Here is a 26696-nt window from a genome sequence, read left to right on the forward strand (position 1 = left end):
ATCTTATTTATACTCCTGCCAACTCTTTATCTGGATCTGTTCCATATCCATCTGGCAGAACGCCTCGATGAACGCCTTGGCCAAACGGGCATTCGTCATCAACGGTATGTTGTGGTCGATGGCGTCGCGACGGATACGGTAACCGTTCGTCAGTTCACGCTTGGTCTGATCCTTAGGGATATTGACAATCAAATCGAACTTATGTTGGGCTATCATCGTCAACACGTTGTTCTCGGCAGCCGTATGCTCGTCGGGCCAGTGCACGGCTATCGCTTTCACGCCGTTGTCATTCAAGAAACGGGCCGTGCCCTCCGTGGCATAGATATCATATCCCTTGGCGGCCAACATGCGGCTAGGTTCCAAAAGGTCTACCTTGGACTGTACCGCGCCGGACGAAAGCATCACCGCCTTCTTCGGCACACTGTAGCCCGTAGCAATCAAGGCATTCAGCAAAGCCTCATTGAAATCGTCCCCCAAACAACCGACTTCTCCGGTGGAAGACATGTCCACGCCCAACACGGGGTCGGCATTCTGCAAACGGGCGAACGAGAACTGCGAAGCTTTCACGCCGATACGGTCGATGTCGAACACCGACTTGTCGGGACGGTCGTACGGTGCATCCAACATGATACGTGTGGCGGTCTCGATGAAGTTGCGCTTCAACACCTTCGACACGAAGGGGAAACTGCGGGACGCACGGAGGTTGCATTCGATGACCTTGATTTGGTTCCCCTTAGCCAAATACTGGATATTGAAAGGACCGGAAATGTTCAGCTCACGGGCAATGCGGCTACTGATTTTCTTGATGGCACGCATGGTCGAAAAATACAAGTGCTGGGCCGGGAACACCAATGTGGCGTCGCCCGAATGCACACCGGCATATTCGATATGTTCCGAGATGGCGTATTCCACCACTTCCCCGTTCTGTGCCACGGCATCGAACTCCACTTCTTTCGTCTCCTGCATGAATTGGGACACCACTACCGGGTATTCTTTCGACACTTCACGGGCCATTTCCAAGAAACGGGTCAACTGTTCCTCATTGTGGCATACGTTCATGGCCGCACCGGAAAGCACGTACGACGGACGAACCAATACGGGATAACCCACCTTGTCGATGAAAGCCTTCATGTCGTCCAAGCTAGTCAGCTCCTGCCAAGCCGGTTGGTCGATGCCGAGGCGGTCGAGCATGGCCGAGAACTTGTTGCGGTTCTCCGCACGGTCGATAGACACAGGGGACGTGCCCAGGATGTGTACCGACTGGCGATGGAGTTTCATGGCCAAGTTGTTCGGTATCTGTCCGCCCACGGACACGATGACACCGCCCGGTTGCTCCAAGTCGATCACGTCGAGCACACGCTCGAAAGACAACTCGTCGAAGTAGAGACGGTCGCACATGTCGTAGTCCGTCGAAACCGTCTCGGGATTATAATTGATCATGATGGACTTGTAGCCCAACTTGCGTGCGGTCTGTACCGCGTTGACGGAACACCAGTCGAATTCCACGGAAGAACCGATACGGTAAGCGCCGGAACCCAACACGATGACTGACTTGTCATTCTTGTAATAATTGACATCGTAGCCATCCGTGCCGTATGTCATGTAGAGGTAGTTCGTCAGTTCCGGATGTTCGGATGCCACCGTGTTGATGCGCTTCACAGCCGGTAAGATACCCAGTTGCTTACGGTACTGGCGCACCTGCAGGTTCTCCTTCTCCATGTTGGTACCTTTCGATTTAAGTACGAAACGTGCAATCTGGAAATCGGAGAAGCCCAACCGCTTGGCCTCACGCAATAACTCAGGAGTAACGGACTCCAACGTATCATGTCCCTCCAGTTCTTTTTTCATATCGACAATGTTCTTCAACTTGCCGATGAACCACGGGTCTATCTTCGTCAACTCATAAATACGCTGTATGGTATACCCTTCTTCCAAAGCTTGTGCCATGGCAAAAATACGCAAATCCGTCGGGTTGGAAAGTTCTTCGTCCAGTTGGTCGAAATGCACGTGGTCATTGCCCACAAAACCGTGCATCCCCTGGCCTATCATACGCAAACCTTTTTGGATAATCTCTTCGAACGAGCGGCCGATAGACATGATTTCGCCTACTGATTTCATGCTCGAACCGATGTGACGCGACACGCCCTCGAATTTCGTCAAGTCCCAACGTGGTATCTTGCAAATCAGGTAGTCCAACGAAGGAGCCACGTATGCTGAGTTGGGCGTGCCCATCTCGCCTATCTGGTCCAACGTATATCCCAAGGCAATCTTGGCCGCCACAAAGGCCAACGGATAACCGGTGGCCTTGGAAGCCAACGCCGAAGAACGGCTCAAGCGGGCATTTACTTCGATGACACGGTAATCGTTCGTCTCGGCATTGAAAGCATATTGGATGTTGCATTCGCCTACGATTCCCAGATGACGAATACATTTCTTAGACAAATCCTGCAACATCGTCACTTGTTCTTCCGTCAGCGAACAAGTCGGTGCCACTACGATGGACTCGCCCGTATGGATGCCCAACGGGTCGAAGTTTTCCATACTGGCTACGGTGAAACAATGGTCGTTCGCATCGCGGATGACCTCGAACTCGATTTCTTTCCAACCTTTCAAGGATTCTTCCACCAAGACCTGCGGTGCGAAAGTAAAGGCACTACCGGCCAATTCGATGAAACGTTCCTCGTCCGGACAGATGCCGCTACCCAAACCGCCTAATGCGTAAGCCGAACGAATCATGACCGGGTAACCGATCTCACGTGCTGCGGCCAAGGCGTCTTCCATATTCTCTACAGCCTTGCTGACAGGAGTCTTCATCGGGATTTCGTCGAGTTTCTTCACGAAAAGGTCACGGTCTTCCGTGTACATGATGGCTTCTACCGAAGTCCCCAACACTTCTACGCCGTATTCCTCCAGCACTCCGTTACGGTACAGTTCCGTTCCACAGTTCAACGCCGTCTGGCCTCCGAATGCCAGCAAAATGCCGTCGGGACGTTCTTTTTTAATGATTTCCGTCACAAAATAAGGAGTGACCGGCAAGAAATAGACCTCATCGGCAATTCCTTCGGAAGTTTGAATGGTAGCGATGTTAGGGTTAACCAACACAGAACGGACACCTTCTTCGCGCAATGCTTTCAGTGCCTGCGAACCGGAATAATCGAATTCACCGGCCTGACCGATTTTCAACGCTCCGGAACCCAAAACCAAGACCTTTTTGAATTGTTTCTTCATCCTCTTTTCAGAATTATAGTTGTTTTACAATCACACGCTTTCAGAAGCCCTGCTTTACACAGAATCCCAAAATTGGGGCAAAATTAAGCATTCTATTTTTTTTCTCCCAGAAATTCACGGGAAAATATCGGCAAAGGGGGCAAAAATCAACGTTTCCGCTCCAACTCTTGCAAGTTCTCCAATTTTCTCTGTTCCAAAAACTCATAAATGCCACACAGGTGCTCACGCACCTTTCCATGACCAAATTCGTACACTTTACTAACCAATCCGTCCAAGAAGTCCCGGTCGTGGCTCACCACAATCAGCGTGCCGTCAAACGCCACCAAGGCTTGCTTCAAAATGTCTTTCGTCTTCAGGTCCAAATGGTTGGTAGGTTCGTCCAATATCAACAGGTTGACCGGGTTAAGCAGGAGTTTGAGCAACGCCAGACGTGTACGTTCTCCCCCCGAGAGCACCTTCACCTTCTTGGTGCTTTCCTCTCCTCCGAACATGAAAGCCCCCAACAAATCGCGTATCTTCGTGCGGATTTCCCCTTGGGCCACATCGTCTATCGTCTGGAACACCGTCAGTTCTCCGTCTAACAACGAAGCCTGATTCTGGGCAAAATAACCGATTTGGACATTATGTCCCAACGTCAGCGTGCCTTCGTGCTCTATCTCACCCATGATGCATTTCACCAGAGTGGACTTACCCTCACCGTTACGTCCTACAAAAGCAATCTTGTTGCCCCGCTCTACCGTCAGGTTGACACCACCGAACACACGGTGGTCACCGTAACACTTACCCACATCCTCCATCGTCACCGGGTAGTTCCCGCTACGGGGCGAAGGCGGAAACTTCAGCCTCAAAGCCGACGTATCTTCCTCGTCCACCTCGATAATCTGCAACTTTTCCAACATCTTCACACGGCTCTGCACCTGCAACGTTTTACTGTACGTGCCCTTGAAACGCTCGATATAGTCTTTGGTTTCCTGAATCATCTTCTGTTGCTCTTCATACTGTTTCATTTGCTGTTCGCGCCGTTCCTTACGAAGTTCCAGGTATTTGCTGTAATTGACTTTGTAATCGTAGATACGCCCCATCGTGACTTCTATCGTACGCGTCGTGATATTGTCCACAAACTTGCGGTCGTGGCTGATAACCACTACGGCACGGGCACTCTCCGTCAGGAACTGCTCCAACCACTGTATGCTCTCGATGTCCAAATGGTTGGTCGGCTCGTCCAACAGCAGCACGTCAGGATCCTGCAACAACAATTTGGCCAACTCGATGCGCATGCGCCAACCTCCGCTGAAATCACTCGTGGGACGCGTAAAGTCCGAACGCTCGAATCCTAATCCCAACAAGGCTTTTTCCACATCTTCCTCGAAATGGGTCAGGTCGATGGCATAGAACTTCTCGCTCATCGTGGCCACCTTCTCTATCAAAGCCATATAATCCTCGCTCTCATAGTCCGTACGGATGGCCAGCTCTTGGTTCATGGCTTCTATTTCCTTTTCCATCTCCTTCAAATGGGAAAAGGCCATCGAAGCCTCTTCGAATACCGTACGCCCGTCTTCCGTCATCAAGTGCTGTGGCAAATAGGCTATCACACAATCCTTAGGAGCCGTGACACGCCCTCTCGTCGGTTGCCGCACCCCGGCCAATATTTTCAACAATGTACTCTTCCCTGCCCCGTTTTTTCCCATCAGGGCAATACGGTCCTTCTCGTTAATCTGAAAAGAAATATCGCTAAACAAAGTCGTTCCGCCGAATTCCACGGCCAGTCCGTCTACAGATACCATAAATTATTTTTAAATATGAATAAAAGCTTTCAATCTCTTCCGCTATGCGTAATCAGCATACGGATTTTCCGGTTCAAATCGTCGCACCCCATCAATTCCTCTATCGTCAGGTGCATACGGTAATGCCAGTAGTTTCGCGGATTGGAAGGTACGTTAATACGTTCAAAATCCGCATCGGGATAACGCAACCGTTCGTCTATCGACATCCAGTCCTGCCACGAAATCAGGCAGAGCATCGAAGGAGAATAAAGATGACGTGCCACCACTTCTTCGCACAGCCAACCCGGTATGGAAGCAGGAGCCTCCCCGTCTTTTTGCAACACCTCGTTGAAATATTGTTGCGCACGCACAGCATCCTCTTCCCACCACCCGCGAAGGGTGGGCATATCATGGGTAAATATGGTGGCCACGCTCCGGTAAGGATTTTCTTCCAGCCGTCCGAATTTCAGCCCGAACTTCTTGGGCATGGTTTGAATCTCAAGCGTCAGGATGCGCAAGTCATCCATCACCCATGGGACACATGCCGGCACCATGCCCAAATCTTCGGCACACACCAACATTTGAGTCGCTTCCACCAAAACGGGCAGTTTACGCATGGCCTGCCCGTACCAGAACTCGTTGTGCCGATGGTAGTAATAATCTTCGTATAAGGCATCAAAAGCCCGTTTCTCTTCCTCGCTCAATGTCTGGTACAGATAATCGCACCGAGCCGAAATACGCGGATGATATTTGTCCGGCTGCTTCGGGTCGGGAATGAAAAGCACATTGCTGATGAGCGCGTATAACCCCTCGCGCAAAGCCACATCTTCGGGCGAAGTCTTCCCGGCAAAAGCCGCTTCCACCTTGCGTTGAGTGTCATACTCGGGCTTCATCGCATACCAGTCCATGCCCAAAGCGTCCAGATAAACGGCCTTCACTTCCTCGGCACGTTCACCGAACAGTTTATCCAATACCCAATCACTGATATTGGGATGGGTAAAATAATTTTTCCGGAACCGAAGCCCATAGCTCTCAATCTCTTCCACACTCATCGGAAGCGAAGGAGAGAAATGCCCCAATAAACCATGTACCGAATCGGACGGAATCTCCCATATCCGGAAGAATCCCAACACGTGGTCGATACGATAGGCATTGAAATACTCGGCCATCTTACGGAAACGACGCACCCACCAACTGCAACCGTCCTCGAGCATGACTTCCCAATTATAAGTAGGAAAGCCCCAGTTCTGGCCGTTGACCGAAAAATCATCGGGCGGCGCACCGGCCTGACCGTCCAAGTTAAAGTAGTACGGCTCCACCCAAGCCTCCACACTGTTGCGACTGATGCCGATGGGGATGTCCCCCTTCAGGATAATTCCCTTCGCACGAGCATAATCGGAAGCCGCCAACAACTGTTCATGCAAGCAGAACTGTACATAATAGTAGTAAGAAACTTCCTCATAGGCCGGAGCGGACGGACGGCAAAAGGCACGTATGTCTTCCCTCCTGTATTCCGCATACTCCGGCCATGCGTGGAAATCGGCCGTCCCGAAACGGTCGCGCAACACGCAAAACGCCGCATAGGGCACCAACCAATCTTCGTTACGCTTGAAAAAAGCCGTATAGCGTCCGGAGGACAGCATTTCTTTACCCTCACGACGGAACACGGCATGCAGGTACTCTTGCTTCAAGGCACTTACCGCCTCGTAGTCCACTTGGGGCAAAGCATTCAAAGCAGCCCGACGCTCTTCGTATTCCGCCATTTCCTTTTCGTCCGCAAGCTTCGGCAACTGGCGCAGGTCGACATACTGGGGATGGAGCGCATAAATGGAAATACTATTATATGGATAAGAGTCCATCCAATTCTTATGGATAGTCGTATCGTACACGGGCAACAGCTGGATGACGCGCATCCCGGTAAGCACCGTCCAATCGACCATGGTTTTCAGGTCGCCGAAATCCCCCACCCCGCAACTGCCTTCGCTGCGCAATGAAAAAACGGGTATGACCACACCGGCCGCTTTCCAACGGTTTCCCCGAATCCGCAACGGAGGATCCGAGATAACGGCCACTTCGTCTTTTGCCACCCCGCTTATCGGCAGCACACGGTTTTCTCCGCCTTCCCACGCCACGAAATCGCCCGTCTTCGCATCAATGACGACATATTTATATTCCAAGGGAAAAGTGACACCGGCCGCACTCAAGGTCACACTCCACTCGTACAGCCCCGTCTCTTTCATGCGGAACGCAAAATTCGGATTCCACTCCCCCAGTGCCGGTTGGTTCCCAAGGAGAGCCAACGCCTGCCCTTCCTCAAGCTGAGGAGCACTCACCTTCAACATCAATGTACTGTTGAAATACGGCAATTCTTCCGTCTCGGCCGTATGCGGACGGACACACTGCGTAAAAGCGGATGTATAAAGGTGGGACAAGAGGGGGACATCCTGCCAGTTGTCCCGGAACAAATAAGTTTGGGTAACGTCGACCCTGAAATGGCGAGGTATGAAGCCCCATTCCGTCCGGAACTTACGGCCTTCCTTATATATACTATAATGATAATAAAAAGACCGGATGCGTCCGTCAGTAATGAGCACTTCTCCCGTCCATCTGTGACCATCACGGGTTTCCAACGGATAAGTCTGTGTCTGGGTACGTCCCTTTGCATCGACCAACGTCAAGGACACCCTGACGTCTTCCCCCCAATGCGTCAGATATTCTATCGAGAAATGCAGTTTCATAAACTTGTGGGTTTGCTCTTTAAAAGTATTCGTACAAAGATAAGGGATGAAGGGCGTAGAACAAAATAAAACCGACCCTTTTTACGTCACGAATTGGTGATTTTGCATCAAAAAAACACTTCCAACGGCCTTTTTCCCAAATACATACAATGAACCGTAACACGAACCATTAAATTTGTGCGTCATTTAAACATATTTTGATTTTATGAAACACAACCTATTGAAAGACCTATTCACCGTCCTTGCCTTGACGGCGGCTGCCAACCTGACGGCTGCGGATTGGGTTCGGAAAAAAGCTCCCATCATGAGCGAGTGGGGTGAAAAAATCAACCCCGACAAAGTATGGACCGAATATCCGCGTCCACAAATGGAACGCAGCGAGTGGATGTCGCTCAACGGCCCTTGGGATTACTGCAAGAAGAAGTCGGCAGACCTCAGTTACAACCTGCCGCCTACGGAGTTTAACCAAAAGATATTGGTTCCCTTTCCCATAGAATCGGCCCTGTCCGGCATCATGGATACGAATTTCGAAGAAAACGCCCGGTCTACTTTCGTATACCAACGTACGTTCAAACTTCCCAAAGCCTATAAAAGCCGGCACATCCTGCTCCATTTCGGGGCGGTGGACTGGAAATGTGCCGTGTACGTCAACGGACAAAAAGCCGGGAGCCACAGCGGCGGCAACGACCCGTTCTCCATGGACATCACAAAGTTGCTCCGCGACGGGGAGGAACAGGAAATACAAGTAACCGTCACAGACCCCACGACCCACGGCGGGCAACCGTTGGGCAAGCAAACCCTCAAACCGGGCGGATGCTTCTACACCCCGGTAACGGGCATCTGGCAGACTGTATGGATTGAACCGGTCTCCCCTGCGCATATCAGCCGCTACGATGTGACGTCAGACATCGATGCAGGCACCGTTTCGCTCACAATCACGTCGGACTGCACGTCCGCCACGGCCGACATCATCGTCAAAGACGGTCAAAAAACGGTAGCCAAACTCACCGGAATGTCCGTCAACGCGCCCCACACGCTCAGCATACCGGAAGCCAAACTATGGTCGCCCGGCTCCCCCCACCTTTACGACCTGGACATCAGCCTGCATCATGACGGCATGCAGACCGACAGGGTGAAAGGATACTTCGGCATGCGTAAAATCAGCCGGGGTATGGTGGACGGACATCCCTGCATGCTATTGAACAACAAACCGTTGTACCAATTCGGTGTGCTCGACCAAGGATGGTGGCCGGACGGCCTGCTTACTCCTCCTTCAGACGAAGGGATGCGCTACGACATAGAAGCCGTACAATCGTTGGGCATGAACATGATACGCAAGCATATCAAGGTAGAACCTGCACGCTGGTATTATTACTGTGACAAAATGGGTATGCTCGTATGGCAGGACATGCCTAGCAAGAACTTCGACGAAAACGGCAGCATCGGCAGCCAGGACTTCATCCGGCAGAACTTCTACGATGAGTGTACACGCGTCGTCAACACGCTGAAAAACCATCCTTGCATCGTCGTATGGGTAGCCTACAACGAGGGATGGGGACAATACGCTTCAGGCAACGACGTCCACACACGCCAGGGTGTGGAAGCCATCCGCAACGCCGATAGCACACGACTAATCGACGCAGCAAGCGGATGGGTGGACTTCGAGGTGGGCGACATCATCGACCAACACAGCTATCCCGTGCCTTCGCTCCAAAGCAATCCGCTCAACGAACGGGTGGCCGTATGCGGAGAATACGGGGGCATCACCCTCAAAGTGGACGGGCACCTGTGGAAAGGCAACGACATGGAATACACTTCCGTGCCGGACAGCAAGGCTTTGGCCGAAAGGTTCAACGCCTATACCGTCGCCTTGCAAGGTTTACAGGAACAAGGCCTTTGGGCATCCGTATATACGCAGACGAGCGACGTGGAACAAGAACTGAACGGACTGCTTACTTACGACCGCAAGGTGTTCAAGATAGCCCCGGAGGAACGGGCTTCCGTACGCGAAGAGATCCTGCGCACCATACACAACCGCTCACGCCAGACAGTAGTGGTCGGCGCTGCGGATACATCGTCCGACGAGGCGTGGAGTTATACCACCGTCACGCCGTCCGGCGATTGGTACGCCCCATCGTTCGACGACAGCCAGTGGGACAAAGGAGAAGCCGGTTTCGGTGCCGGTAGCCCGCCCAACACTTTCGTGCGGAGCGCATGGAACACATCCGACATCTACATACGCCGCCACTTCTCCATCGGCAACCTTTCGCAGGAACAAATCAATGCCTTGCAACTATGGCTCTACCAAGATGACGACTGCGAAGTCTATCTCAACGGAGTCAAAGCATACGAAGTCAAAGGATATACCACACGCTACGTGGCGCAACCCATCGCCCCGGAAGCGTTGGCCACACTGAAACCGAACAGCGACAATGTCATGGCCATCCATGCCCACCAAGGCCACGGAGGACAATACATCGACGCGGGCCTGCGCTACACAGAATACATCCCTGTAGAGGAATATACCGTCGTCCCCATGCCCGGACGGCAAGCCATGCCGGAGGTCAAGGCCACCGACAGCGTGTACCTCATGTCTTATTTCAAAGCCAGCGCACAACATTTGTTCTATGCCTACAGCCGCGACGGAAAGACATGGACGGACATCAACGGCAGCCGCCCCGTTTTCAATGCTTACGACGACGGCATCTGGCTGCGCGACCCTTATTTGCACCGTGTCACGCACAATGGTAAAACCAAATTCCATCTCGTACATACCTGGGGATGGGACCATCCCGCCCTGTTCCACTGGGAGTCCGACGACCTCATCCACTGGACAGCCGCCAACGGCGGTACACGTACCGACGACGGGAAAATCATGCTGATGGACGGGCACGACGGCGGCCCCGTATCGCCCAACGCCTGGGCACCGGAATTCACTTACGACGAACAGACCGGCACGTTCTACCTCTATTGGTCCTCCCGCATCGGCGACCGGCAGGTGCATCATTACTGTACCACGAAAGACTGGCTCACCTTCTCCACTCCGACTGTCTACTTCGACCCGGGCTTCACAGCCATCGACATGACCATCCTGAAAGAAGGGGGCACATACTATGCCTACTATAAGGACGAACGGAACGGAGAGAAGACCATCCGTTGTGCCACATCGAAAAGCCTCGACCCGTGCGTGCAGCGCTTCGAAGGTTCCACTCCGCTACTGCCATCACGCTACATAGAAGTCGAAGGTCCGGAAGTCTTTCCGGTGATAGGCGGGAAAGGGTGGTTCCTCTATTTCGACAAGTTCAATGGCGACCGGGGAGTAAGCTATACGGGCTGTACCGACCCGTCCCAACACAAATGGTATCCTATATCCGATGACGAAATCCGGAACCCCACGGAAGTGAAACACGGCAGTGTGGAAATCATTTCTACCACCGAACTGGAAAAACTTCTGGAACATTTCAAATAAGCCGCCCCCCTGACAGTCCCGCTCCTTTCCGGAAAAGAAGCGGGGCTTTTCATTTCCAATCTAAAAAAACAGGCATTTTATTTGCTTTTTTGGGTACAATGACTTACCTTTGTCATATAGAAAAAAGAGCCGCATCGGTTAGATTGGGATACTCATCAATTTATTTCAGAAAACCGAGAATGCTTCGCTCACTAATGGCGGGCCACGCCTTCGGGTAGCTTAATTGCCGGTGGATTACAAAGGTGACGGGCGCTCAAATCTTGTTAGCTCGGAGTTTTCATCACATCATCGGTGCGGCTTTTACCATAAAGGGGACACTTTTCAAAAGGCGTCCCCTATTTTTTGCCCATACCATATTCGGCTTTGACACTTTGACAAAAAAGAAAAAGTCATGGAGAAGTAGAAACATATGTGCAACATTCATCGCCCATGTCTTGCTTTGTAGCATAAACATAAGCGATGAATATCATCCAAGCAAACACTTTTTTAAGCGTTTGTAGCTTGGCAACCCTTTATTAAGGCATTTGTTTTTAGATATTCAACAAAGCCATCAAGTATGTATTTTGAACGTTCTGTTATGTTTTGTTCTGTATAATCTGTAAGTTCATTGGCTTACATTTTTAGTTCGGCAATGTTTGTGCCTTCTTTCTGTCCTTTGGCAGTTTGGCCCCCATGTAGTATTTTGTTTTATCAACAAAACAATAATCAGATGCACGTATATTTATACGGCGTTCCAACAAAGATTTGTTTCCAAGCATTTCTAATGAATATGGATTCTTTAAGCTGTTTTCCTTCTGTTGGCGATTACGTGGGAATATATGCTCTATATCAAAAGTATTCTCCAAAGAAAGCAATGGTTGGTTGGCAAAGGTGTATGCCCACCAAGTTATCATTGATTTAGTGATAGCTCGATTGTTGGAGAACACATAATTGGAGAATTGCGCTCTGAACCTTGTCTCGTCAAACAGGAAATTGTTGAATGTTACGTCTGTACCGTTTACAATATTCACCATCTCCGCAAACACTGGAGTACGCAAGGAGTTAACACCAGGATTCGTGATTGCATATGCCCAAATGAATCCTATAATGCGATTCAAGAAGTGGAAGAAATTTTCCTCTTCGAGTTCATCGTTATCATCATGGAAATGCATGAAGAAAACCGAAACAAAGTAAGTCCACATACCATTTGGCGCATAGTTTAGCACAAACAAACATTTGAGGATGCGGATGGAGAACCGTTCCTCATCTTGATTGTTTACGTCTTGCCAAAAATGAGCCAAACGGACAAGGTTTTCAAGTGTTGACTCTTTCTTGAACAGTTCATAATTGTTTTTCTCGTAGAACTTACGCAACGATTCTGTCGTTGATGACTTATTTCCCTGCAATGCACGCTCATAGTACATGTAGCGTGTAAAGAGTTCGTCCAAGGGTGTCCCACTGATTGGATGAAATACTTCAGACGCAATCACTTCCAAGTTTTTCCAAATGGCTATGAAATCATCTTTCTTGCCAAGTGAAGAATAGTATTTGTAGAACTGAGCCTTAAAGATGTCTGCATCAGAAAGTGGCTTACCTCTATCATTGAGTGTAGAGAAAATACGCAATGCAGTATCTTGCGATTCTGCTTCGATTGGAAGAAGTACGCAGTTGTTCAGAATACGAAGTGGAAAATACGCAAAATAACTTGGGTAGTGAGAAAGAAATATGCCAATCCCTTTTTCAAAGTACCGAAAATTCAAGGCATATTTGCTATGCTTTCCTGCTGCATCACCATTTTTAAGAATATCAAGAAACTCATCTTTGTCATTGTCTGTGGCAACCTCTGAGTCTATTTTCAAGTCATCCTTATTGTATTCACCGAATCCGTTGGCACGCCAAATGCACTTTTCTATACCCTCTTTCATTTTTACTGAACGAGTATCTTGTATATGCCCCAGTTTATTATAGAAAGCACGAAGTAGCAACATCAATGTTGTAAGACGCTGCTGTCCATCTATAATTTCCTTTTTTTCTGTCATCCTTAAATGTGACCATTGGACCGAGAAAGTACTCATCGTTGTCATTGAATTGATCTGTGTTGTCACTAGGGAAAGAAAAGCTAAACAGGTCTTCCCAAAGTGTCTTGCACTCATCATCACCCCAAGCATAAGGACGCTGATAGTCTGGTATCAAGAAGTCCGAGTTACTGTCTTCTGGTCAATATTAAGTTTTGTCATAAACCTATCTAAAAATTAATTCATAAAATGTATTAGCAAACTAAAATGGCATTTGGTTGTAATCACTAATATCTTCATTTGCCATAGAATAATCTTTCAACCTGTGCAAGTCTTCTATGTGATTTAGTAGATTGGCATAGTTTTCAAGACTTTCTATTTCTTCACGTCTTGCTTTGCTCAACTTACAAAAATCTTCCTCTTGTTCAAGTCCTGCAAATCGTCGTCCACATAAGTTGGCGGCAATACCTGTCGTGGAACTTCCGCTAAATGGGTCAAGAATCCAATCGCCTTGATTGGTTGATGCAAGAATCATCCGGACGAGCAAGCGCAAAGGCTTTTGTGTCGGATGCTTGCCACAAGTCTTTTCCCAACGACCGATAGCAGGCATTCGCCATACATCTGTCATTTGCTTACCATCATTCAGTTCTTTCATCAAGTCATAGTTAAACTTGTGCGGAATTTTCTGCATCTTTCTTGCCCAAATTACAAACTCCGTGGAATAGGTGAAGAAACGACATGAGATGTTGGCAGGAGGATTGGTCTTCTGCCAAGTAACCACATTCAGAATTTTATAGCCAAGTTCCGTCAGACAATTAGCCACAGAAAAGATGTTGTGATAAGTTCCACTAATCCATATAGTACCATTGTCTTTCAACTTGTCACGACACAGACGTAGCCATTCCATGTTGAATGCCAACATATCCTCTTGCGACTTGCCTTTGTCCCAATCACCTTTATCTACGCACACGACCTTACCTCTCTGCAACGATATTCCACCATTGGATAGAAAGTAAGGAGGGTCGGCAAATATCATGTCAAACTTGAAGTCAAAATCTTTGAGAAGTTTGAAACAGTCGCCATGAGCAAGAGCGAAATCATTGTTGGATGATTTATAGTATGATTGTACCATTTGAAAGTTTCGTATAGCCTTAGTTCTTGGCGTTTTGAAGAATCTTATTTATAAAACCTTGCAATGTGCTTAGATTATATACATTTGGAATTTCATCATAAGCCTCATTCAGTTGTTCTTTGGCTTTTTTCCAACCAATTCCATCTGTAATCCAAACGAACTCAAAACCTTCTACTAAATTTATTTTCTTGGCAACATCCATATACGAACGTGGAATTTCTGTAACTTTTGAGCCTTGCGTTCCATAATAGTTTACTTCGACCAAATATTTTTTGCCTGGACATGAAATAACAAAATCAAATCTTTTAGAATCCTTTCCTAATACTGATTTTATGGCAGGAAAAATCTTTGATTGAACTTCACGTTCATAAGATATATTTGCCTCATCAAATTGTTGGGCAATTCTGGAAGCCATGATTTCTCCTATACGATTTTTTCGTCCATGAGTATCAAGACCTGTTTCTACGCCAAAAACATAGTCAACAAGATTTTTAATGTGTTCATCTTGTAAAATTGTGAGCAATCCTGAGTCTTCGATAAACTCCATTATATGGTCAACACTATCAAAGTAGTTATATACGAGACGCTCACTTCCGTCACGCCCCCATGCTTTTTTATTTTGCTTTTTTCTGACAGCAACAAGTATTCCCATAACAGAGAAAGCTTTAGGGTTCTCTTCCCAAAGCTCTTCTACCGCCTTACGCATATCTTTTTGCCCTACCAAATAGTTCAATTGGGTAAGTCGCAAGGATATGGTCTTGATATTGTTCATGACCTTTTTGAAGTCCGTATAATAATTAAGACCTATTTTTATTTCTGTTATATTATCAAAGAATACAGAGAAATTTTCCTTTTGTGTCATAACTATCTTATATTATTTATGAAATCTTGAACAGATGTTAGATTATACACACTTGGGATAATTCCGTATGCCTCTTGCAATTTGTTCTTTGCAGATTTCCAACCTATACCATCTGTAATCCAAACAAATTCAAAACCCTCAACGGAGTTTATTTTCGGTGCAATATCAGAATATGAACGTGCAACCTCATTTAGCTTTGAGCCACCTCCACTATAAAAGTTGACTTCAATCAGATAAACTTTTGATGGAGTTTCAACAACGAAGTCAAAACGCTTTTCATCATCTCCCAACACATCTGTAATTGCAGACCATTCTCTCGAATATACTTCTTGTCTGAAAGGAACACCAGCATTCGTGAGAATGTTGGCTACCATATTCTCCATAACGTGTCCGCTTCTGTTCTTTCTTGCGTTTGTATCCAATCCTGTTTCAATGCCAAAGACATAATCTACAAGATTCTTAATTTTCTGACTTTGAAGGACATCACCAAGTCCTGTTTCTGTCAAGAATGCCATAACAGAATCTACAGAGTTGAACATACCTTCCAATGGTACGCAGTTCCCAACAGAATCAAGTATCTTTTTCTTGTCACGAGTACGAACTGCCACCAATATATCCATAACGGAAAAGGCATTCTTATCCCTGTTCCATATTGTTTCAATACTTTTACGTAAGTCGGATGCCCCAATGAGACTGTTGAGCATACACAGGCTCAACTTTATATCCTCCACATTCTGTGAGATTTTTTCAAAGTCACAGAAGAAGTCCAACGTTTGGTTTGTCTCTTTGAGTTGAGACATGAATTTATCGAAATCTTTAAGCATAAGCTTTCTGTTTTATAGCCACACGTTGTGGCTTGTGGTTGCTTATATCGTTCATTTGCCAATCTTTTGTGTTGCGGTAACTATGAACCAACAGTTCAGATATCTTTCCTCGCTTAGCTCCGTTTGCATTCACATTACGAGAAGCCATAACTCTGTCTATATAATAATCTGCATATAAGACATCGAAGAAATTATCTGCTTCATTCTTTCCTTTGCAATCTGAATTGCTCAGCATAAAGCTATGCCCCTCGGCTACCACTTTGTCACAGAACTCCTTCAACCTGACTTGTGAATCATCATTGAACGCTTCTTTTGTATAATCATTAAAACTTGAAGTGCCACTAAGTGGACGGTAAGGAGGATCAAAATAAAATAATACCTTACCTTGCGCACAAAGCAAAGTATTCTCAAAATCACCTTCTAAGATTTCCACTCTTTTTAATAACTCGCTGTCTGCTCTAAGCGTATCTTCGTCACAAATCTGTGGTTGCATATACTTTCCACAAGGAACATTGAATAAGCCCTTTTTGTTTACACGATACAATCCATTGAAGCAAGTACGGTTTAGAAAAAAGAATTTTGCCGTATTCTCTATCGGGTCAAGATTCTTCTCATTGTAGCGTTGGCGTACAACCATAAACATCTCACGTTTCGCTTCCATGTCTTGCAAAGCATAATATTGCGCTTGAATTTTCTGCAACGCAGGAATCAACTCTTCCACATTGTCACGCACCGTTTTGTAACAAGTAATCAAGTCACTATTGATGTCATTGATTACGGCACGTTTGATATTTGGATGCTGTTGCAGCATGTAAAACAACATAGCACCACCGCCAACGAATGGCTCTATGTATGTCGCATTATCCCAATTATCAAAGTCAGCTGGAAGTTTTGCCTCCAGTTGTTCAATGAGTTGCCCTTTACCACCAACCCATTTGATGAATGGCTTTGCTTTTGTATTCATTATTAATCATTTTTTGAACTAATGATTTTTAATCATCAGTGTTAGTACCTTTCGTTTTATTGATAAGCTGACGAACATCAACATCCAATAGAACAGCTACCTTGGTCAATGTTACTAAATCTGGTTGTGACGTATTAGTGCACCATTTTGAGATTGTTGCAGGATCTTTTCCTAATTGCTCGGACAACCATTTGCTTGTCCGTTTCTTCTCCACTAACACGACTTTTATACGATTTATATCTTTCATCATTTATCTTTATTATTGCGTTTAACGCAAAAATAATGAAATATTTTTTAAAATCACATTGTTTTTGCTACACTTTTATTATTATTTAGCATATCATTCTGGGATAATTCAAGATTAAATTGTACACTTGCAAAAAAATTATCAGCAGCATTTTTGTTGCAGTGAAAAACAAAGAGTTGTTTGACAAGCAAACTTATACATAATACAGAATTTAGAACTATTGCCAAAACATTACCTCTATTGAGGTGAGAAACTCATAATTCACTCATTTTAGCTATTCGGCAAATTCTAACAGAATTTTTAAGAAAAAATCGACAGTTCCACCCATTGCCGTTTCTACCTAATCCGTCGAAAGGACCGGACACCGCAAGTGCGTCCTACCCTATTTCCGCATATAGGCATGCCTCATTTTTTACAGGCTTTTCTCCGGTCTTCCATAATCGCATCCCTATTTTCCAAAGCCCATGCTATCAGCGCATTGACATGCGGAAGCAAAGTGTATGCCCGTGCAGTCAGCGCATACTCTACCCTTGGAGGAACTTCGGGATACACTGTACGGGTGACATAGCCGTCATCTTCCAATGTCCTCAAGGTAACCGTTAGCATCTTTTGTGATATGTCGGGGATTTCACGCTGCAACTCTTTGAAACGTACGGCTTCCTTACCTGCCTTGTCTAACGTATATATGACCAAAAGAGACCATTTGTCGCAGAGTCTGGCCAAAATATTCCGTATTGGACAGTTCGGAAACACGGCATCTTCTATCGTTGTCCTATACATAATATAATGTATTTCTGTTTACTCTACAAAAGTAATCAAATTCCCTTCAAGCGGCAAGAAACTTTTTTAGAAATATTCTTTATCGGCAAGTGTCTCATATCCAACAATAGTTACTTTCACGTAAGTAACTGATGGACAAGAACCTACTTGCATAGCCCATAATCTCTTTCTAATTTTGCAGCATAAAAGGAATGAGAATACTTATAAGTAAGTAATAAACAATCAGACACGCATTAAAAATCAAAAGCAATGAAAAAAGTACTATTCATTTTATTCAATTTTTTAACAATTATAGCTATGGCACAGAGCAAAGGACGTTTCGAGGTACATGACCTCGGCAATTACAAACTGCATGTATATTACACCAACGACACGTTGGGTGATGCAAGTTACATCGTTGAGGGCAAAGATGCCCTCGTGACCATGGAACAACCACTGTTCAAAGACAATGTGGCTGAATTTGGCACTCATCTTTCCAAGTTGGAAAAGCCCGTGGAGAAACGCATCACGGACTATCATGTGGGAGGAACAGGAAAGCATGACGTGGTAATGGCCCAAGGTATGCCCGAATTCACGAAAGGCGCAGTGTACGGAGACATGATGAAAGGTTTTGCACAGGCGTTCGGGGATGCCCTGACAGACATGCCCACAGGCAAGGTTACGGAAGTGGCTTTCGGCGCAACAAAGACTTGGGCAGGAGTAACTTTCGAGTTCCGTCACGGTGCCGCATCGGATTTCCCAGGTGCAAGCATTCTGATAGGAAACAAAGCGTATTACACTCATTGGACTCCGGCAAAAGCACATATCAGCCATTTACAAGTGTCTTCCCCGGCTGCCATTGACGCTGAAATCACAGAGGCCGAAAACTCGTTGGCTTCAGGTGCGACGCTGTTCATCGGCGGACATGGCGGTGCAGCCACACGCGATGCGGTAGAGTTCAAGATTGCTTACCTGAAAAAGACGAAAAAGCTGCTTGAGGAAAACAAGACGGCACAGGCTTTCGTAGATGCCATGAAACAAGCCTATCCCGGTCTGCCCGGAGAAACGGGGTTGGAAGATTTAGGCAAAGCCTTGTATCAATAAAGGTATATGAAGCAATATTTTAAGGAGTTGACGAATCGTTGCAAAGGTCCTTGAGGAAGCCATGACATCGGATGGAGCCGCAACTTCAAGCCTGCGGCTCCTGCATTCCTGCAGTCTGTTCCACGAAATAACGCGGCCGCCGCTTCACCTCTTTGTATATCTTGCCCACATACTCCCCGATGATGCCCAAGGCCATCAGTATGGTTCCTCCGATGAACCATACGGAAACCAAAAGGGAGGTCCATCCCGGAATGGTATTGCCCTCGACATACACCACAATGCCATAGACTATCGCTACCAAAGAAATGAGAATGAACAACAAGCCGAGCATGGAGATATAGCGCAACGGACGGACGGAAAAAGACGTGATGCCGTCCAACGCAAAACTGAGCATCTTGCTCAAGGGGTATTTCGACTCGCCGGCCATACGTTCCTTACGGTCGTAATACACCCGTGCCGAAGGATATCCCAAGGCCGACACCATCCCGCGCAAAAAGAGATTCCTTTCGGGATAAGCCATCAAAGCCTGCAACGTACGACGGCTCATCAGACGGAAATCGGCATGATTGTAGACGACATCCCCTCCTAGGGCATTCATCAACTTATAGAAAGCCAAGGCCGTATTTTTCTTAAAAAAAGTATCCGTCGCACGCTCCCGGCGCACGCCGTATACGATGTCGGCCCCCCCGCGCCAGGCATCCACCATACTGACGATGGAACGCACGTCATCCTGCAGGTCGGCATCAATGGACACAGCTGCATCCGCATACGAGGCCGCCCACTCTAAACCGGCCCACAGTGCCTGTTGATGGCCGACATTGTGCGCCAACTTCAGCCCAGACACACTCGGATGTGTTTCGGAAAATCCCCGGATTAGTTCCCAAGTGCGGTCGTGCGAACCGTCATCCACGTAGAGTATCTTACCTTCACCTATTTTCCCGTCCGAAAGCAATTCATCCACCACCGAAGAAAGTTGGCGGGTCGTCTCGACCAACACCTCTTCTTCATTATAACAAGGCACCACGATTACCAGTTTCATTGTCTCACTCATTTTTAGATGTAAATACAAAACGTACCAATATGAAATTCACGGGAACCGCAATGGCATATACGGGAAAAGGTGCCCATACCTTGTCTACCCCCATGCAAAGGAAGAAATTCAACAACCCGATTTGCAGCAAGTAGTTGAACGCATGTGCCCCACTCATACCGAACAGTTTCCGCCAAGAAGGCGACGTACCAAACGTAAAATAAGAAGTCATATAAAAATTGAACACAAAGCCCAACAGGTAACCGACCGTAAAGGCCGCATTGGCTCCCATGACGAAATGCAGGAGATAATAAAAGCCGTAGTGGAGTGCTGTAGCCAACACTCCAACTATGCCAAAACGGACGAACGTAACAAAAAGCTTCTTCCTCTGCATCATGGTACTCTCTTAAGGTTCTGCCTGTTTCCTGCGGAAACGGTAAAGGATATTATACCGCTTGTCATCACAACTACGATGGTTAGAGGCATACACTTCTTCCAACGAGAACTCCGCACCGTAACGTTCCAGAAACGGAGCTGCCATCTCACCTCCCATGAACACATACCCCTCGGATGGCGGCGTAAAACAATCGAACGGCACCATCCTGTCGCCCAAATAAAAATTTACCGTGAACGGATGCATGCGATTGCCTTCCACTACATCGGTACGGAAAGAATACAACCTGCCTTCGGGCACGATGCGACGTAATTCCTCGGCCACGGCACGGTCTGACTTCACATTCAGGATGACGGGCTGGTACACTCCGTCGAGCGCAAAGAAAATGGAAAATACCACGGCAATAAAAGCGTAAACAATGCCGTTGTCGGCCGCATTACGGCGTTGGACACGGAAATACCAACAAGCTGCCGCCACAGGAACCAGTACACCGAAGACCGCAAATACCGTCAAGGGAAAATCTTCCAACGCGTGCATATAGACTATATTCTCTGCCGCATGCCGCCCGGCAAACAGGGAGTCGGGCACCCATCCCATACGGACTGCGCCGAAAACCAACAGCAACAGCACAGCCAATGAGGCCATGATACTGCCGAAAACGCGTAAGGCATTCAAATGGCGATGGCGCAGATAAATGATATATTCTGCTAGAAAATAAGCTATAAACGGATATATCGGCAACAAATAGACACTCCGTTTGCTCTTCGGAATGCAGTAGAACGTGAAAATAATGACGATGCACAACAACGAATACAGACGAGTATCGTCCATATTACGGATATAGGCCACGAAACGCGACCACCACGTACGTACCTGTCCCTGCGGTCTCCGGTACCTCAAAAAGAACAAGGAGACAAGCCCCAATAAGGTATAAGGCACATAACCGGCCACGACCGTCATCACATTGTACCAAGCCGGATTCTCATGTGCGGCGTAAGTCATCTTTCCCAAAAAACGATAGACGTTCTCTTCCAACACAAGGTCAAGGAAATGGTCACCGCCCTGTTGGTAAGCCGCCCAATACCATACGGCCGGCAACAGGCAGGCCAACACGGCCACCATCAGGAAAGAAAAGAAAATGCGCAGGAGCTTCCTCCCCCTAATCCACAGGAATACGGCGGGAACCAGACAAGGCAGGACGATGCCCACTGGCCCTTTCGTCAAGGCAGCCGCACTCAAGCAGAGTACAGCCACCCAGGGTACGCCTCTCAGGTCTTTCTCTCCCCATTTATAAAGTTGGTACAATGCGATGACCATCATTGCCGTCAGCACCATGTCCACACGGCAGGCCACTCCGGCACGGTGCACCTCGAAATTGGTCAATGTGAGCAAAGCGGCCATAAAGGCCACCTCTGCACCGCGCCTTTTGGCATAGAACACATACCCGAACAACACCATGGCCGACAAGGCCAAAGCCGAAGGCATACGAGAGGTGTATTCATTCACCGTGCCGGCTACCGTAGAAATTGCAGCGATACACCAATGGAAGAAAGGAGGCTTGAAAGCCAACTCAACCCCATTGTTCACTGGCAGCACCCAGTTTCCCTGCTGCAACATGGAAAGGGCCACCACAGCTTCTCGCGGCTCGCCACGCGTATTGAAAAACGTTTGTCCCAAAAACAAAAAGAGGGAGACGACACACAACGCAACCAACGGCCAAAAGTAATCCTTCTTATACATCTCCGTACAATCCGTTATGCTTTTTTAGCTGAAATCTTTTCCAACACATACACCAATATAAACCCGATAAGCATCAGAACGACCGCCTCGGCCACCTCCGTATTTGGTGCGACGTTATGCTCTATCATCACCTCATGACCGTCTGAAACTAATTTCTCTACTTCTTTCCAAGGCCACACTTTATTCAACGACCCTAGCATAAAGCCGGAAAGGACAGACAAGGTAATATTACGGAAATTCCTCAAAGCATACGACAAAACACGGGAAAAACTGGTGATACCCAAGGCTGCGCCGAAGGCAAAGACCCCCAAAACGACCAAGTCCAAAGTCTTCACCGCCTCCATGACATAGAAATATTTCCCCAATAGCACCAATATGAAGCTGCCGGATATGCCGGGAAGTATCATCGCACATATCGCTATGGCACCGCAAAGGAAGATGAACATCAGATTGGTGGACGTCTCGGCAGGAGTAGCCACCGTAATGTAATAGGCCACAGCTGCCCCAACCACAAACCCTGCCACGGTTTTCCAGTTCCATCCCTTAATATCTTTGGAAACGAACCATGTAGAAGCCAATACCAAACCGAAAAAGAAAGACCACACCAACACTGGCTCGTTGACTAACAAATAAGTAATCAGCTTGGCCAAAGAAAACACGCTGATGGCGATACCCAACAGCAAAGCAAACAGGAAGTTTCCATTGACGGCCTTCCAGAACCCGGCCAAATTCCCAGTAAACAGCAGTTTCAGGGAATGCATGTTGATACTCTTGATGGAATTGATAAGCTCGTCATAAATACCGGCAATGAAAGCAATCGTCCCTCCGGAAACTCCGGGCACTACATCGGCCGCTCCCATAGCCATTCCTTTTAAGGTCAAAACAGCATAATCTTTAATTCTTCTTTCCATTGAAATCGTAATTTAATCCAACTGATGAATAAGCATAATATTTATTGATACAAAGTAAAACAAAAAAAGGTGTATTGACAAACAATACACCTTTTTATCTTGAAATCTGCTCAGATTTCCTTTTTTATTTTACTTTCGCTACCACAGCCTTGAATGCCTCGGGATGATTCATGGCCAGATCGGCAAGCACCTTGCGGTTGATTTCGATACCGGCCTTGTGCAATGCACCCATCAACTGGGAATAAGACATGCCTTCCAGACGGGCAGCAGCGTTGATACGCTGAATCCACAAGGCACGGAAGTTACGCTTCTTATTTTTACGGTCACGATATGCATAAGTCAAACCTTTTTCCCAAGTGTTCTTGGCTACGGTCCACACGTTCTTACGTGCACCAAAGTAACCTTTGGTCAAACCTAAAATTTTCTTTCTTCTTGCTCTTGAAGCAACATGATTTACTGATCTTGGCATAATTTTTTAATCTTTTTGAATGTTAGCGCCATCCCCCTCTCCTATGAGTCTGTTTATGGATGAACTTCAGGCTAAAGCATTCGGTTAATAACTTTGTTAATACGACCTACACTTTTAATTAACGCAGACAAAGGAGGTCACGAACCTGCTTCATGTTATCTGTCACTACGATGTCATCGTGAACCAGATTTCTTTTCTGCTTCGTCGTCTTCTTCGTCAAGATGTGACGGTGAAAAGCGTGGTGTCTCTTGATTTTACCTGTTCCGGTAAGACGGAATCTCTTTTTGGCACCGGAATTAGTCTTTACTTTTGGCATTTTGTTTAATATTTAAATTATTATTCAATGTGTGGCAACGCATATACCAAGGCGTTACGCACTTACTCTTCCCTTTTCATCAATCTTCGCCTTCCACGCGCGGCCCCTTATATTCTTTGGGAGCATTGGCTTTCGGCTGGCTCCGTTCCGCTTTCTGCACTGATGCCTCAGCCACAGGCTCAGCCTGTTTCTTGGCTTGCGCCTGCTTTTTCGGAGCGATGAAGATTGTCATGCGCTTCCCTTCAAGCACCGGCATCTGTTCCACCTTGCCGTATTCCTCCAAATCGTTGGCGAAACGAAGCAACAAGACTTCACCTTGTTCCTTGAAAAGAATGCTGCGCCCCTTGAAAAACACATAGGCTTTCACCTTGTCTCCGTCTGAAAGGAACCCTTGCGCATGCTTCAGTTTGAAGTTATAGTCATGATCGTCCGTCTGGGGACCGAAGCGGATTTCCTTTACGTCTACCTTCACCTGCTTGGCCTTCATTTCTTTCTGGCGCTTCTTTTGTTGGTAGAGGAACTTGCTGTAGTCTATCAAACGACAAACAGGAGGAACTGCATTCGGGGAGATTTCCACGAGGTCTACGCCTTGTGCTTCCGCCATTTGCAGTGCCTTAGCCGTCGGCATAACCGTAGATTCCACATCATCGCCCACTATCCGGACTTCACGCACACGTATCTGTTCGTTGATACGATATTGCTGTTTTAAATTGTCTTTCTTCATTCAAAAATGTTGTTCTCTTCTGTTTTTATTTTCCGATTACGACTATTGAGTTTTAAAAATCGGGTGCAAATTTAATATTTATTTGTCATATTACGAACCTCTTCGTTGATTTTCTTTGCAAAATCTTCGAATTTCATGCTTCCCTGGTCGCCTTCGCCCTGCTTACGTACGGAAACCGTACCGTCGGCTGCTTCTTTTTCTCCCACAATCAGCATGTAAGGTATGCGCTTCATTTCGTTGTCACGTATCTTGCGTCCGATTTTCTCATTACGGTCGTCCACAATGGCTCGCACGTCTTGTTCATCAAAATACGCGCAAAGTTTTTGAGCGTAATCGTTGAACTTCTCGGAAATCGGAAGGATAGCCACCTGGTCGGGTGTCAACCACAAGGGGAAATGACCGGCCGTATGCTCGATAAGTACGGCACAGAAGCGCTCCATGGAACCGAACGGTGCGCGGTGTATCATCACCGGACGATGTTTCTGGTTGTCCTCGCCCGTGTATTCCAGTTTGAAACGTTCGGGCAAGTTGTAGTCCACCTGTATCGTACCCAACTGCCAACGGCGTCCGAGGGCATCTTTCACCATGAAGTCGAGCTTAGGGCCGTAGAATGCAGCTTCGCCATATTCTACTTTGGCATTCAGGCCTTTCTCCTTGCAAGCTTCGATGATGGCATTTTCAGCTTCTTCCCAAACCTCGTCCGAACCGATATACTTCTCACGGTTGTTCGGGTCGCGCAAAGAAATCTGAGCCTCGAATGTATCGAAATTCAATGCACCAAAAATAATCTGAATAATCTCCATCACGCGGATGAATTCATCTTTCACCTGATCCGGGCGGCAGAAGATATGGGCATCGTCTTGCGTAAACGAACGCACACGTGTCAGTCCGTGCAACTCTCCACTCTGCTCATAACGGTACACCGTTCCGAATTCGGCGATTCGCAAAGGCAAGTCTTTATATGAACGCGGCTTCCAAGCGTAAATTTCACAATGGTGCGGACAGTTCATCGGCTTCAGCATATACTCCTCGTCAGCCTCCGGCGTATGAATCGGTTGGAAAGAATCTTTCCCGTAATGGGCATAATGCCCGGATGTCACATAAAGGTTCTTACCACCGATATGGGGAGTCATCACCTGTTGGTAACCGTAACGCTTTTGAATTTTTTTCAGGAAATCTTCCAGACGCAAGCGCAAAGCCGTACCTTTCGGCAACCACATCGGAAGACCTTTGCCGACACGTTCGGAGAACATGAAAAGCTCCATTTCCTTTCCTATCTTACGATGGTCGCGTTTCTTGGCTTCTTCCAACAACGTCAAATACTCGTCCAACATCTTCTTTTTGGGGAAAGAGATGGCATACACGCGGGTCATCTGCGGACGCTTCTCGTCTCCGCGCCAATACGCAGATGATACAGCCGTCACTTTCACGGCTTTGATAACACCCGTATTCATCAAGTGCGGACCTCGGCACAAGTCCGTGAAAGCTCCTTGGGTGTAAGTGGAGATATGCCCGTCTTCCAAGTCTTCTATCAATTCGTTCTTGTACGTCTGGCCGCGCTCACCGAAAAACTTCAAGGCTCCGGCTTTGGATATTTCAGCCCGCACGACCGGTTCTTTACGTTGTGCCAACTCCAACATCTTCTTTTCAATACCGGCAAAGTCGCTTTCACGGATAACCGTACCTGCAGGAGGCATCACATCGTAATAAAAACCGTTTTCTATGGCCGGACCGATACCGAACTGCATACCCGGATAAAGTTCCTGCATAGCCTCAGCCATCAGGTGAGCGGAAGTATGCCAGAAAGCATGCTTTCCCTCCGCGTCCTCCCACTTGTAAAGCATCACGGAAGCATCTTCGTTAATCGGACGGTTCAGCTCGACCGTTTCACCATTCACTCCGCAAGCCAGCACGTCCTGTGCCAGTCTGGAAGAAATACTCTCAGCAATTTGTAAACCTGTCACACCGGCCTCGTATTCACGCACAGAGCCGTCAGGAAAAGTTATCTTTATCATAATTATACGTATT

At 47.2% G+C, this 26696-nt stretch carries 20 protein-coding genes and 1 pseudogene; 2 read left to right on the forward strand and 19 right to left on the reverse strand.

Annotated features, from left to right (window positions below):
- Positions 1-3: 3 nt before the first annotated feature.
- The 3 genes from carB to E0E47_RS05700 form a co-directional block, all read right to left on the reverse strand.
- Positions 4-3228: a carbamoyl-phosphate synthase (glutamine-hydrolyzing) large subunit gene (carB, locus tag E0E47_RS05690; protein WP_130893168.1), complete on the reverse strand. Its 3225-nt coding sequence runs from the start codon at positions 3226-3228 to the stop codon at positions 4-6.
- A gap of 146 nt (positions 3229-3374) precedes the next feature.
- Positions 3375-5012: an ABC-F family ATP-binding cassette domain-containing protein gene (locus tag E0E47_RS05695; protein WP_130893169.1), complete on the reverse strand. Its 1638-nt coding sequence runs from the start codon at positions 5010-5012 to the stop codon at positions 3375-3377.
- Positions 5013-5041: 29 nt separating this feature from the next.
- On the reverse strand, positions 5042-7729 hold the full coding sequence (locus E0E47_RS05700) for a 4-alpha-glucanotransferase (protein ID WP_130893170.1): 2688 nt from the start codon (positions 7727-7729) through the stop codon (positions 5042-5044).
- Positions 7730-7934: 205 nt separating this feature from the next.
- Between E0E47_RS05700 and E0E47_RS05705 the strand changes: the two genes are divergently transcribed.
- The gene (locus tag E0E47_RS05705) at positions 7935-11198 is read left to right on the forward strand and encodes a sugar-binding domain-containing protein (protein ID WP_130893171.1); all 3264 of its coding nucleotides are present in this window, start codon (positions 7935-7937) and stop codon (positions 11196-11198) included.
- A 620-nt stretch (positions 11199-11818) separates the two neighbouring features.
- Here the strand turns inward: E0E47_RS05705 and E0E47_RS17790 are convergent.
- From E0E47_RS17790 to E0E47_RS05740, 8 genes and pseudogenes are all read right to left on the reverse strand, one after another.
- On the reverse strand, positions 11819-12601 hold the full coding sequence (locus E0E47_RS17790) for a GmrSD restriction endonuclease domain-containing protein (RefSeq protein WP_338045608.1): 783 nt from the start codon (positions 12599-12601) through the stop codon (positions 11819-11821).
- 189 nt (positions 12602-12790) lie between these two features.
- Positions 12791-13370: pseudogene (locus E0E47_RS17795) on the reverse strand (DUF262 domain-containing protein); the annotation flags it as partial.
- Positions 13371-13454: 84 nt separating this feature from the next.
- Positions 13455-14324, reverse strand: coding sequence for a DNA-methyltransferase (locus E0E47_RS05715; protein WP_008624569.1), 870 nt, complete (start codon positions 14322-14324; stop codon positions 13455-13457).
- A gap of 19 nt (positions 14325-14343) precedes the next feature.
- Positions 14344-15186: a type II restriction endonuclease gene (locus E0E47_RS05720; RefSeq protein ID WP_130893172.1), complete on the reverse strand. Its 843-nt coding sequence runs from the start codon at positions 15184-15186 to the stop codon at positions 14344-14346.
- Positions 15187-15188: 2 nt separating this feature from the next.
- Positions 15189-16010, reverse strand: coding sequence for a type II restriction endonuclease (locus E0E47_RS05725; protein WP_008624566.1), 822 nt, complete (start codon positions 16008-16010; stop codon positions 15189-15191).
- Positions 16003-16974, reverse strand: a complete 972-nt coding sequence (locus tag E0E47_RS05730) for a DNA adenine methylase (RefSeq protein WP_008624559.1) — start codon at positions 16972-16974, stop codon at positions 16003-16005. Before E0E47_RS05730 ends, E0E47_RS05725 begins: the two co-directional genes overlap by 8 nt.
- Positions 16975-17002: 28 nt before the next feature.
- Positions 17003-17221: a helix-turn-helix transcriptional regulator gene (locus tag E0E47_RS05735; RefSeq protein WP_040602469.1), complete on the reverse strand. Its 219-nt coding sequence runs from the start codon at positions 17219-17221 to the stop codon at positions 17003-17005.
- 405 nt (positions 17222-17626) lie between these two features.
- Positions 17627-18001 carry a winged helix-turn-helix transcriptional regulator gene (locus E0E47_RS05740; RefSeq protein ID WP_008624554.1) on the reverse strand — a complete coding sequence of 125 codons (375 nt, stop codon included), beginning with the start codon at positions 17999-18001 and terminating at the stop codon, positions 17627-17629.
- A 249-nt stretch (positions 18002-18250) separates the two neighbouring features.
- Here E0E47_RS05740 and E0E47_RS05745 point away from each other — a divergent pair, with 249 nt between their 5' ends.
- Complete coding sequence (locus tag E0E47_RS05745) at positions 18251-19084, forward strand: hypothetical protein (protein ID WP_130893173.1); 834 nt, start codon at positions 18251-18253, stop codon at positions 19082-19084.
- A gap of 85 nt (positions 19085-19169) precedes the next feature.
- Here E0E47_RS05745 and E0E47_RS05750 read toward each other — a convergent pair whose 3' ends face one another.
- The 8 genes from E0E47_RS05750 to thrS form a co-directional block, all read right to left on the reverse strand.
- Positions 19170-20135, reverse strand: coding sequence for a glycosyltransferase family 2 protein (locus tag E0E47_RS05750; protein ID WP_130893174.1), 966 nt, complete (start codon positions 20133-20135; stop codon positions 19170-19172).
- Complete coding sequence (locus tag E0E47_RS05755; protein ID WP_008624550.1) at positions 20128-20511, reverse strand: GtrA family protein; 384 nt, start codon at positions 20509-20511, stop codon at positions 20128-20130. The genes E0E47_RS05750 and E0E47_RS05755 overlap by 8 nt, the downstream gene beginning before the upstream one ends.
- Positions 20512-20520: 9 nt before the next feature.
- Complete coding sequence (locus tag E0E47_RS05760; RefSeq protein ID WP_130893175.1) at positions 20521-22248, reverse strand: ArnT family glycosyltransferase; 1728 nt, start codon at positions 22246-22248, stop codon at positions 20521-20523.
- Positions 22249-22262: 14 nt separating this feature from the next.
- Positions 22263-23159 (reverse strand): DUF368 domain-containing protein, encoded by an 897-nt coding sequence (locus tag E0E47_RS05765; protein ID WP_008624547.1) that lies wholly within the window; start codon positions 23157-23159, stop codon positions 22263-22265.
- Positions 23160-23283: 124 nt separating this feature from the next.
- A complete protein-coding gene (gene rplT, locus E0E47_RS05770; protein WP_130893176.1) occupies positions 23284-23628 on the reverse strand; it encodes a 50S ribosomal protein L20 in 345 nt (114 codons plus the stop codon).
- A gap of 118 nt (positions 23629-23746) precedes the next feature.
- Entirely contained in the window at positions 23747-23944 is a 198-nt protein-coding gene (gene rpmI / locus E0E47_RS05775; protein WP_008624537.1) for a 50S ribosomal protein L35, read from the reverse strand.
- Positions 23945-24023: 79 nt separating this feature from the next.
- Entirely contained in the window at positions 24024-24668 is a 645-nt protein-coding gene (infC, locus tag E0E47_RS05780; RefSeq protein ID WP_130893177.1) for a translation initiation factor IF-3, read from the reverse strand.
- Positions 24669-24739: 71 nt separating this feature from the next.
- On the reverse strand, positions 24740-26683 hold the full coding sequence (gene thrS, locus E0E47_RS05785; protein WP_130893178.1) for a threonine--tRNA ligase: 1944 nt from the start codon (positions 26681-26683) through the stop codon (positions 24740-24742).
- Positions 26684-26696: the final 13 nt, after the last annotated feature.

The sequence above is a fragment of the Paraprevotella xylaniphila YIT 11841 genome (assembly GCF_900683745.1).
Lineage (GTDB): Bacteria > Bacteroidota > Bacteroidia > Bacteroidales > Bacteroidaceae > Paraprevotella > Paraprevotella xylaniphila.

What these genes read in the sequence shown, in the direction of transcription:
- carB (WP_130893168.1), bottom strand. Translation starts at nt 3,228, where the DNA reads ATGAAGAAACAATTCAAAAAGGTCTTGGTTTTGGGTTCCGGAGCGTTG.
- E0E47_RS05695 (WP_130893169.1), bottom strand. Translation starts at nt 5,012, where the DNA reads ATGGTATCTGTAGACGGACTGGCCGTGGAATTCGGCGGAACGACTTTG.
- E0E47_RS05700 (WP_130893170.1), bottom strand. Translation starts at nt 7,729, where the DNA reads ATGAAACTGCATTTCTCGATAGAATATCTGACGCATTGGGGGGAAGAC.
- E0E47_RS05705 (WP_130893171.1), top strand. Translation starts at nt 7,935, where the DNA reads ATGAAACACAACCTATTGAAAGACCTATTCACCGTCCTTGCCTTGACG.
- E0E47_RS17790 (WP_338045608.1), bottom strand. Translation starts at nt 12,601, where the DNA reads ATGTACTATGAGCGTGCATTGCAGGGAAATAAGTCATCAACGACAGAA.
- E0E47_RS05715 (WP_008624569.1), bottom strand. Translation starts at nt 14,324, where the DNA reads ATGGTACAATCATACTATAAATCATCCAACAATGATTTCGCTCTTGCT.
- E0E47_RS05720 (WP_130893172.1), bottom strand. Translation starts at nt 15,186, where the DNA reads ATGACACAAAAGGAAAATTTCTCTGTATTCTTTGATAATATAACAGAA.
- E0E47_RS05725 (WP_008624566.1), bottom strand. Translation starts at nt 16,010, where the DNA reads ATGCTTAAAGATTTCGATAAATTCATGTCTCAACTCAAAGAGACAAAC.
- E0E47_RS05730 (WP_008624559.1), bottom strand. Translation starts at nt 16,974, where the DNA reads ATGAATACAAAAGCAAAGCCATTCATCAAATGGGTTGGTGGTAAAGGG.
- E0E47_RS05735 (WP_040602469.1), bottom strand. Translation starts at nt 17,221, where the DNA reads ATGAAAGATATAAATCGTATAAAAGTCGTGTTAGTGGAGAAGAAACGG.
- E0E47_RS05740 (WP_008624554.1), bottom strand. Translation starts at nt 18,001, where the DNA reads ATGTATAGGACAACGATAGAAGATGCCGTGTTTCCGAACTGTCCAATA.
- E0E47_RS05745 (WP_130893173.1), top strand. Translation starts at nt 18,251, where the DNA reads ATGAAAAAAGTACTATTCATTTTATTCAATTTTTTAACAATTATAGCT.
- E0E47_RS05750 (WP_130893174.1), bottom strand. Translation starts at nt 20,135, where the DNA reads ATGAGTGAGACAATGAAACTGGTAATCGTGGTGCCTTGTTATAATGAA.
- E0E47_RS05755 (WP_008624550.1), bottom strand. Translation starts at nt 20,511, where the DNA reads ATGATGCAGAGGAAGAAGCTTTTTGTTACGTTCGTCCGTTTTGGCATA.
- E0E47_RS05760 (WP_130893175.1), bottom strand. Translation starts at nt 22,248, where the DNA reads ATGTATAAGAAGGATTACTTTTGGCCGTTGGTTGCGTTGTGTGTCGTC.
- E0E47_RS05765 (WP_008624547.1), bottom strand. Translation starts at nt 23,159, where the DNA reads ATGGAAAGAAGAATTAAAGATTATGCTGTTTTGACCTTAAAAGGAATG.
- rplT (WP_130893176.1), bottom strand. Translation starts at nt 23,628, where the DNA reads ATGCCAAGATCAGTAAATCATGTTGCTTCAAGAGCAAGAAGAAAGAAA.
- rpmI (WP_008624537.1), bottom strand. Translation starts at nt 23,944, where the DNA reads ATGCCAAAAGTAAAGACTAATTCCGGTGCCAAAAAGAGATTCCGTCTT.
- infC (WP_130893177.1), bottom strand. Translation starts at nt 24,668, where the DNA reads ATGAAGAAAGACAATTTAAAACAGCAATATCGTATCAACGAACAGATA.
- thrS (WP_130893178.1), bottom strand. Translation starts at nt 26,683, where the DNA reads ATGATAAAGATAACTTTTCCTGACGGCTCTGTGCGTGAATACGAGGCC.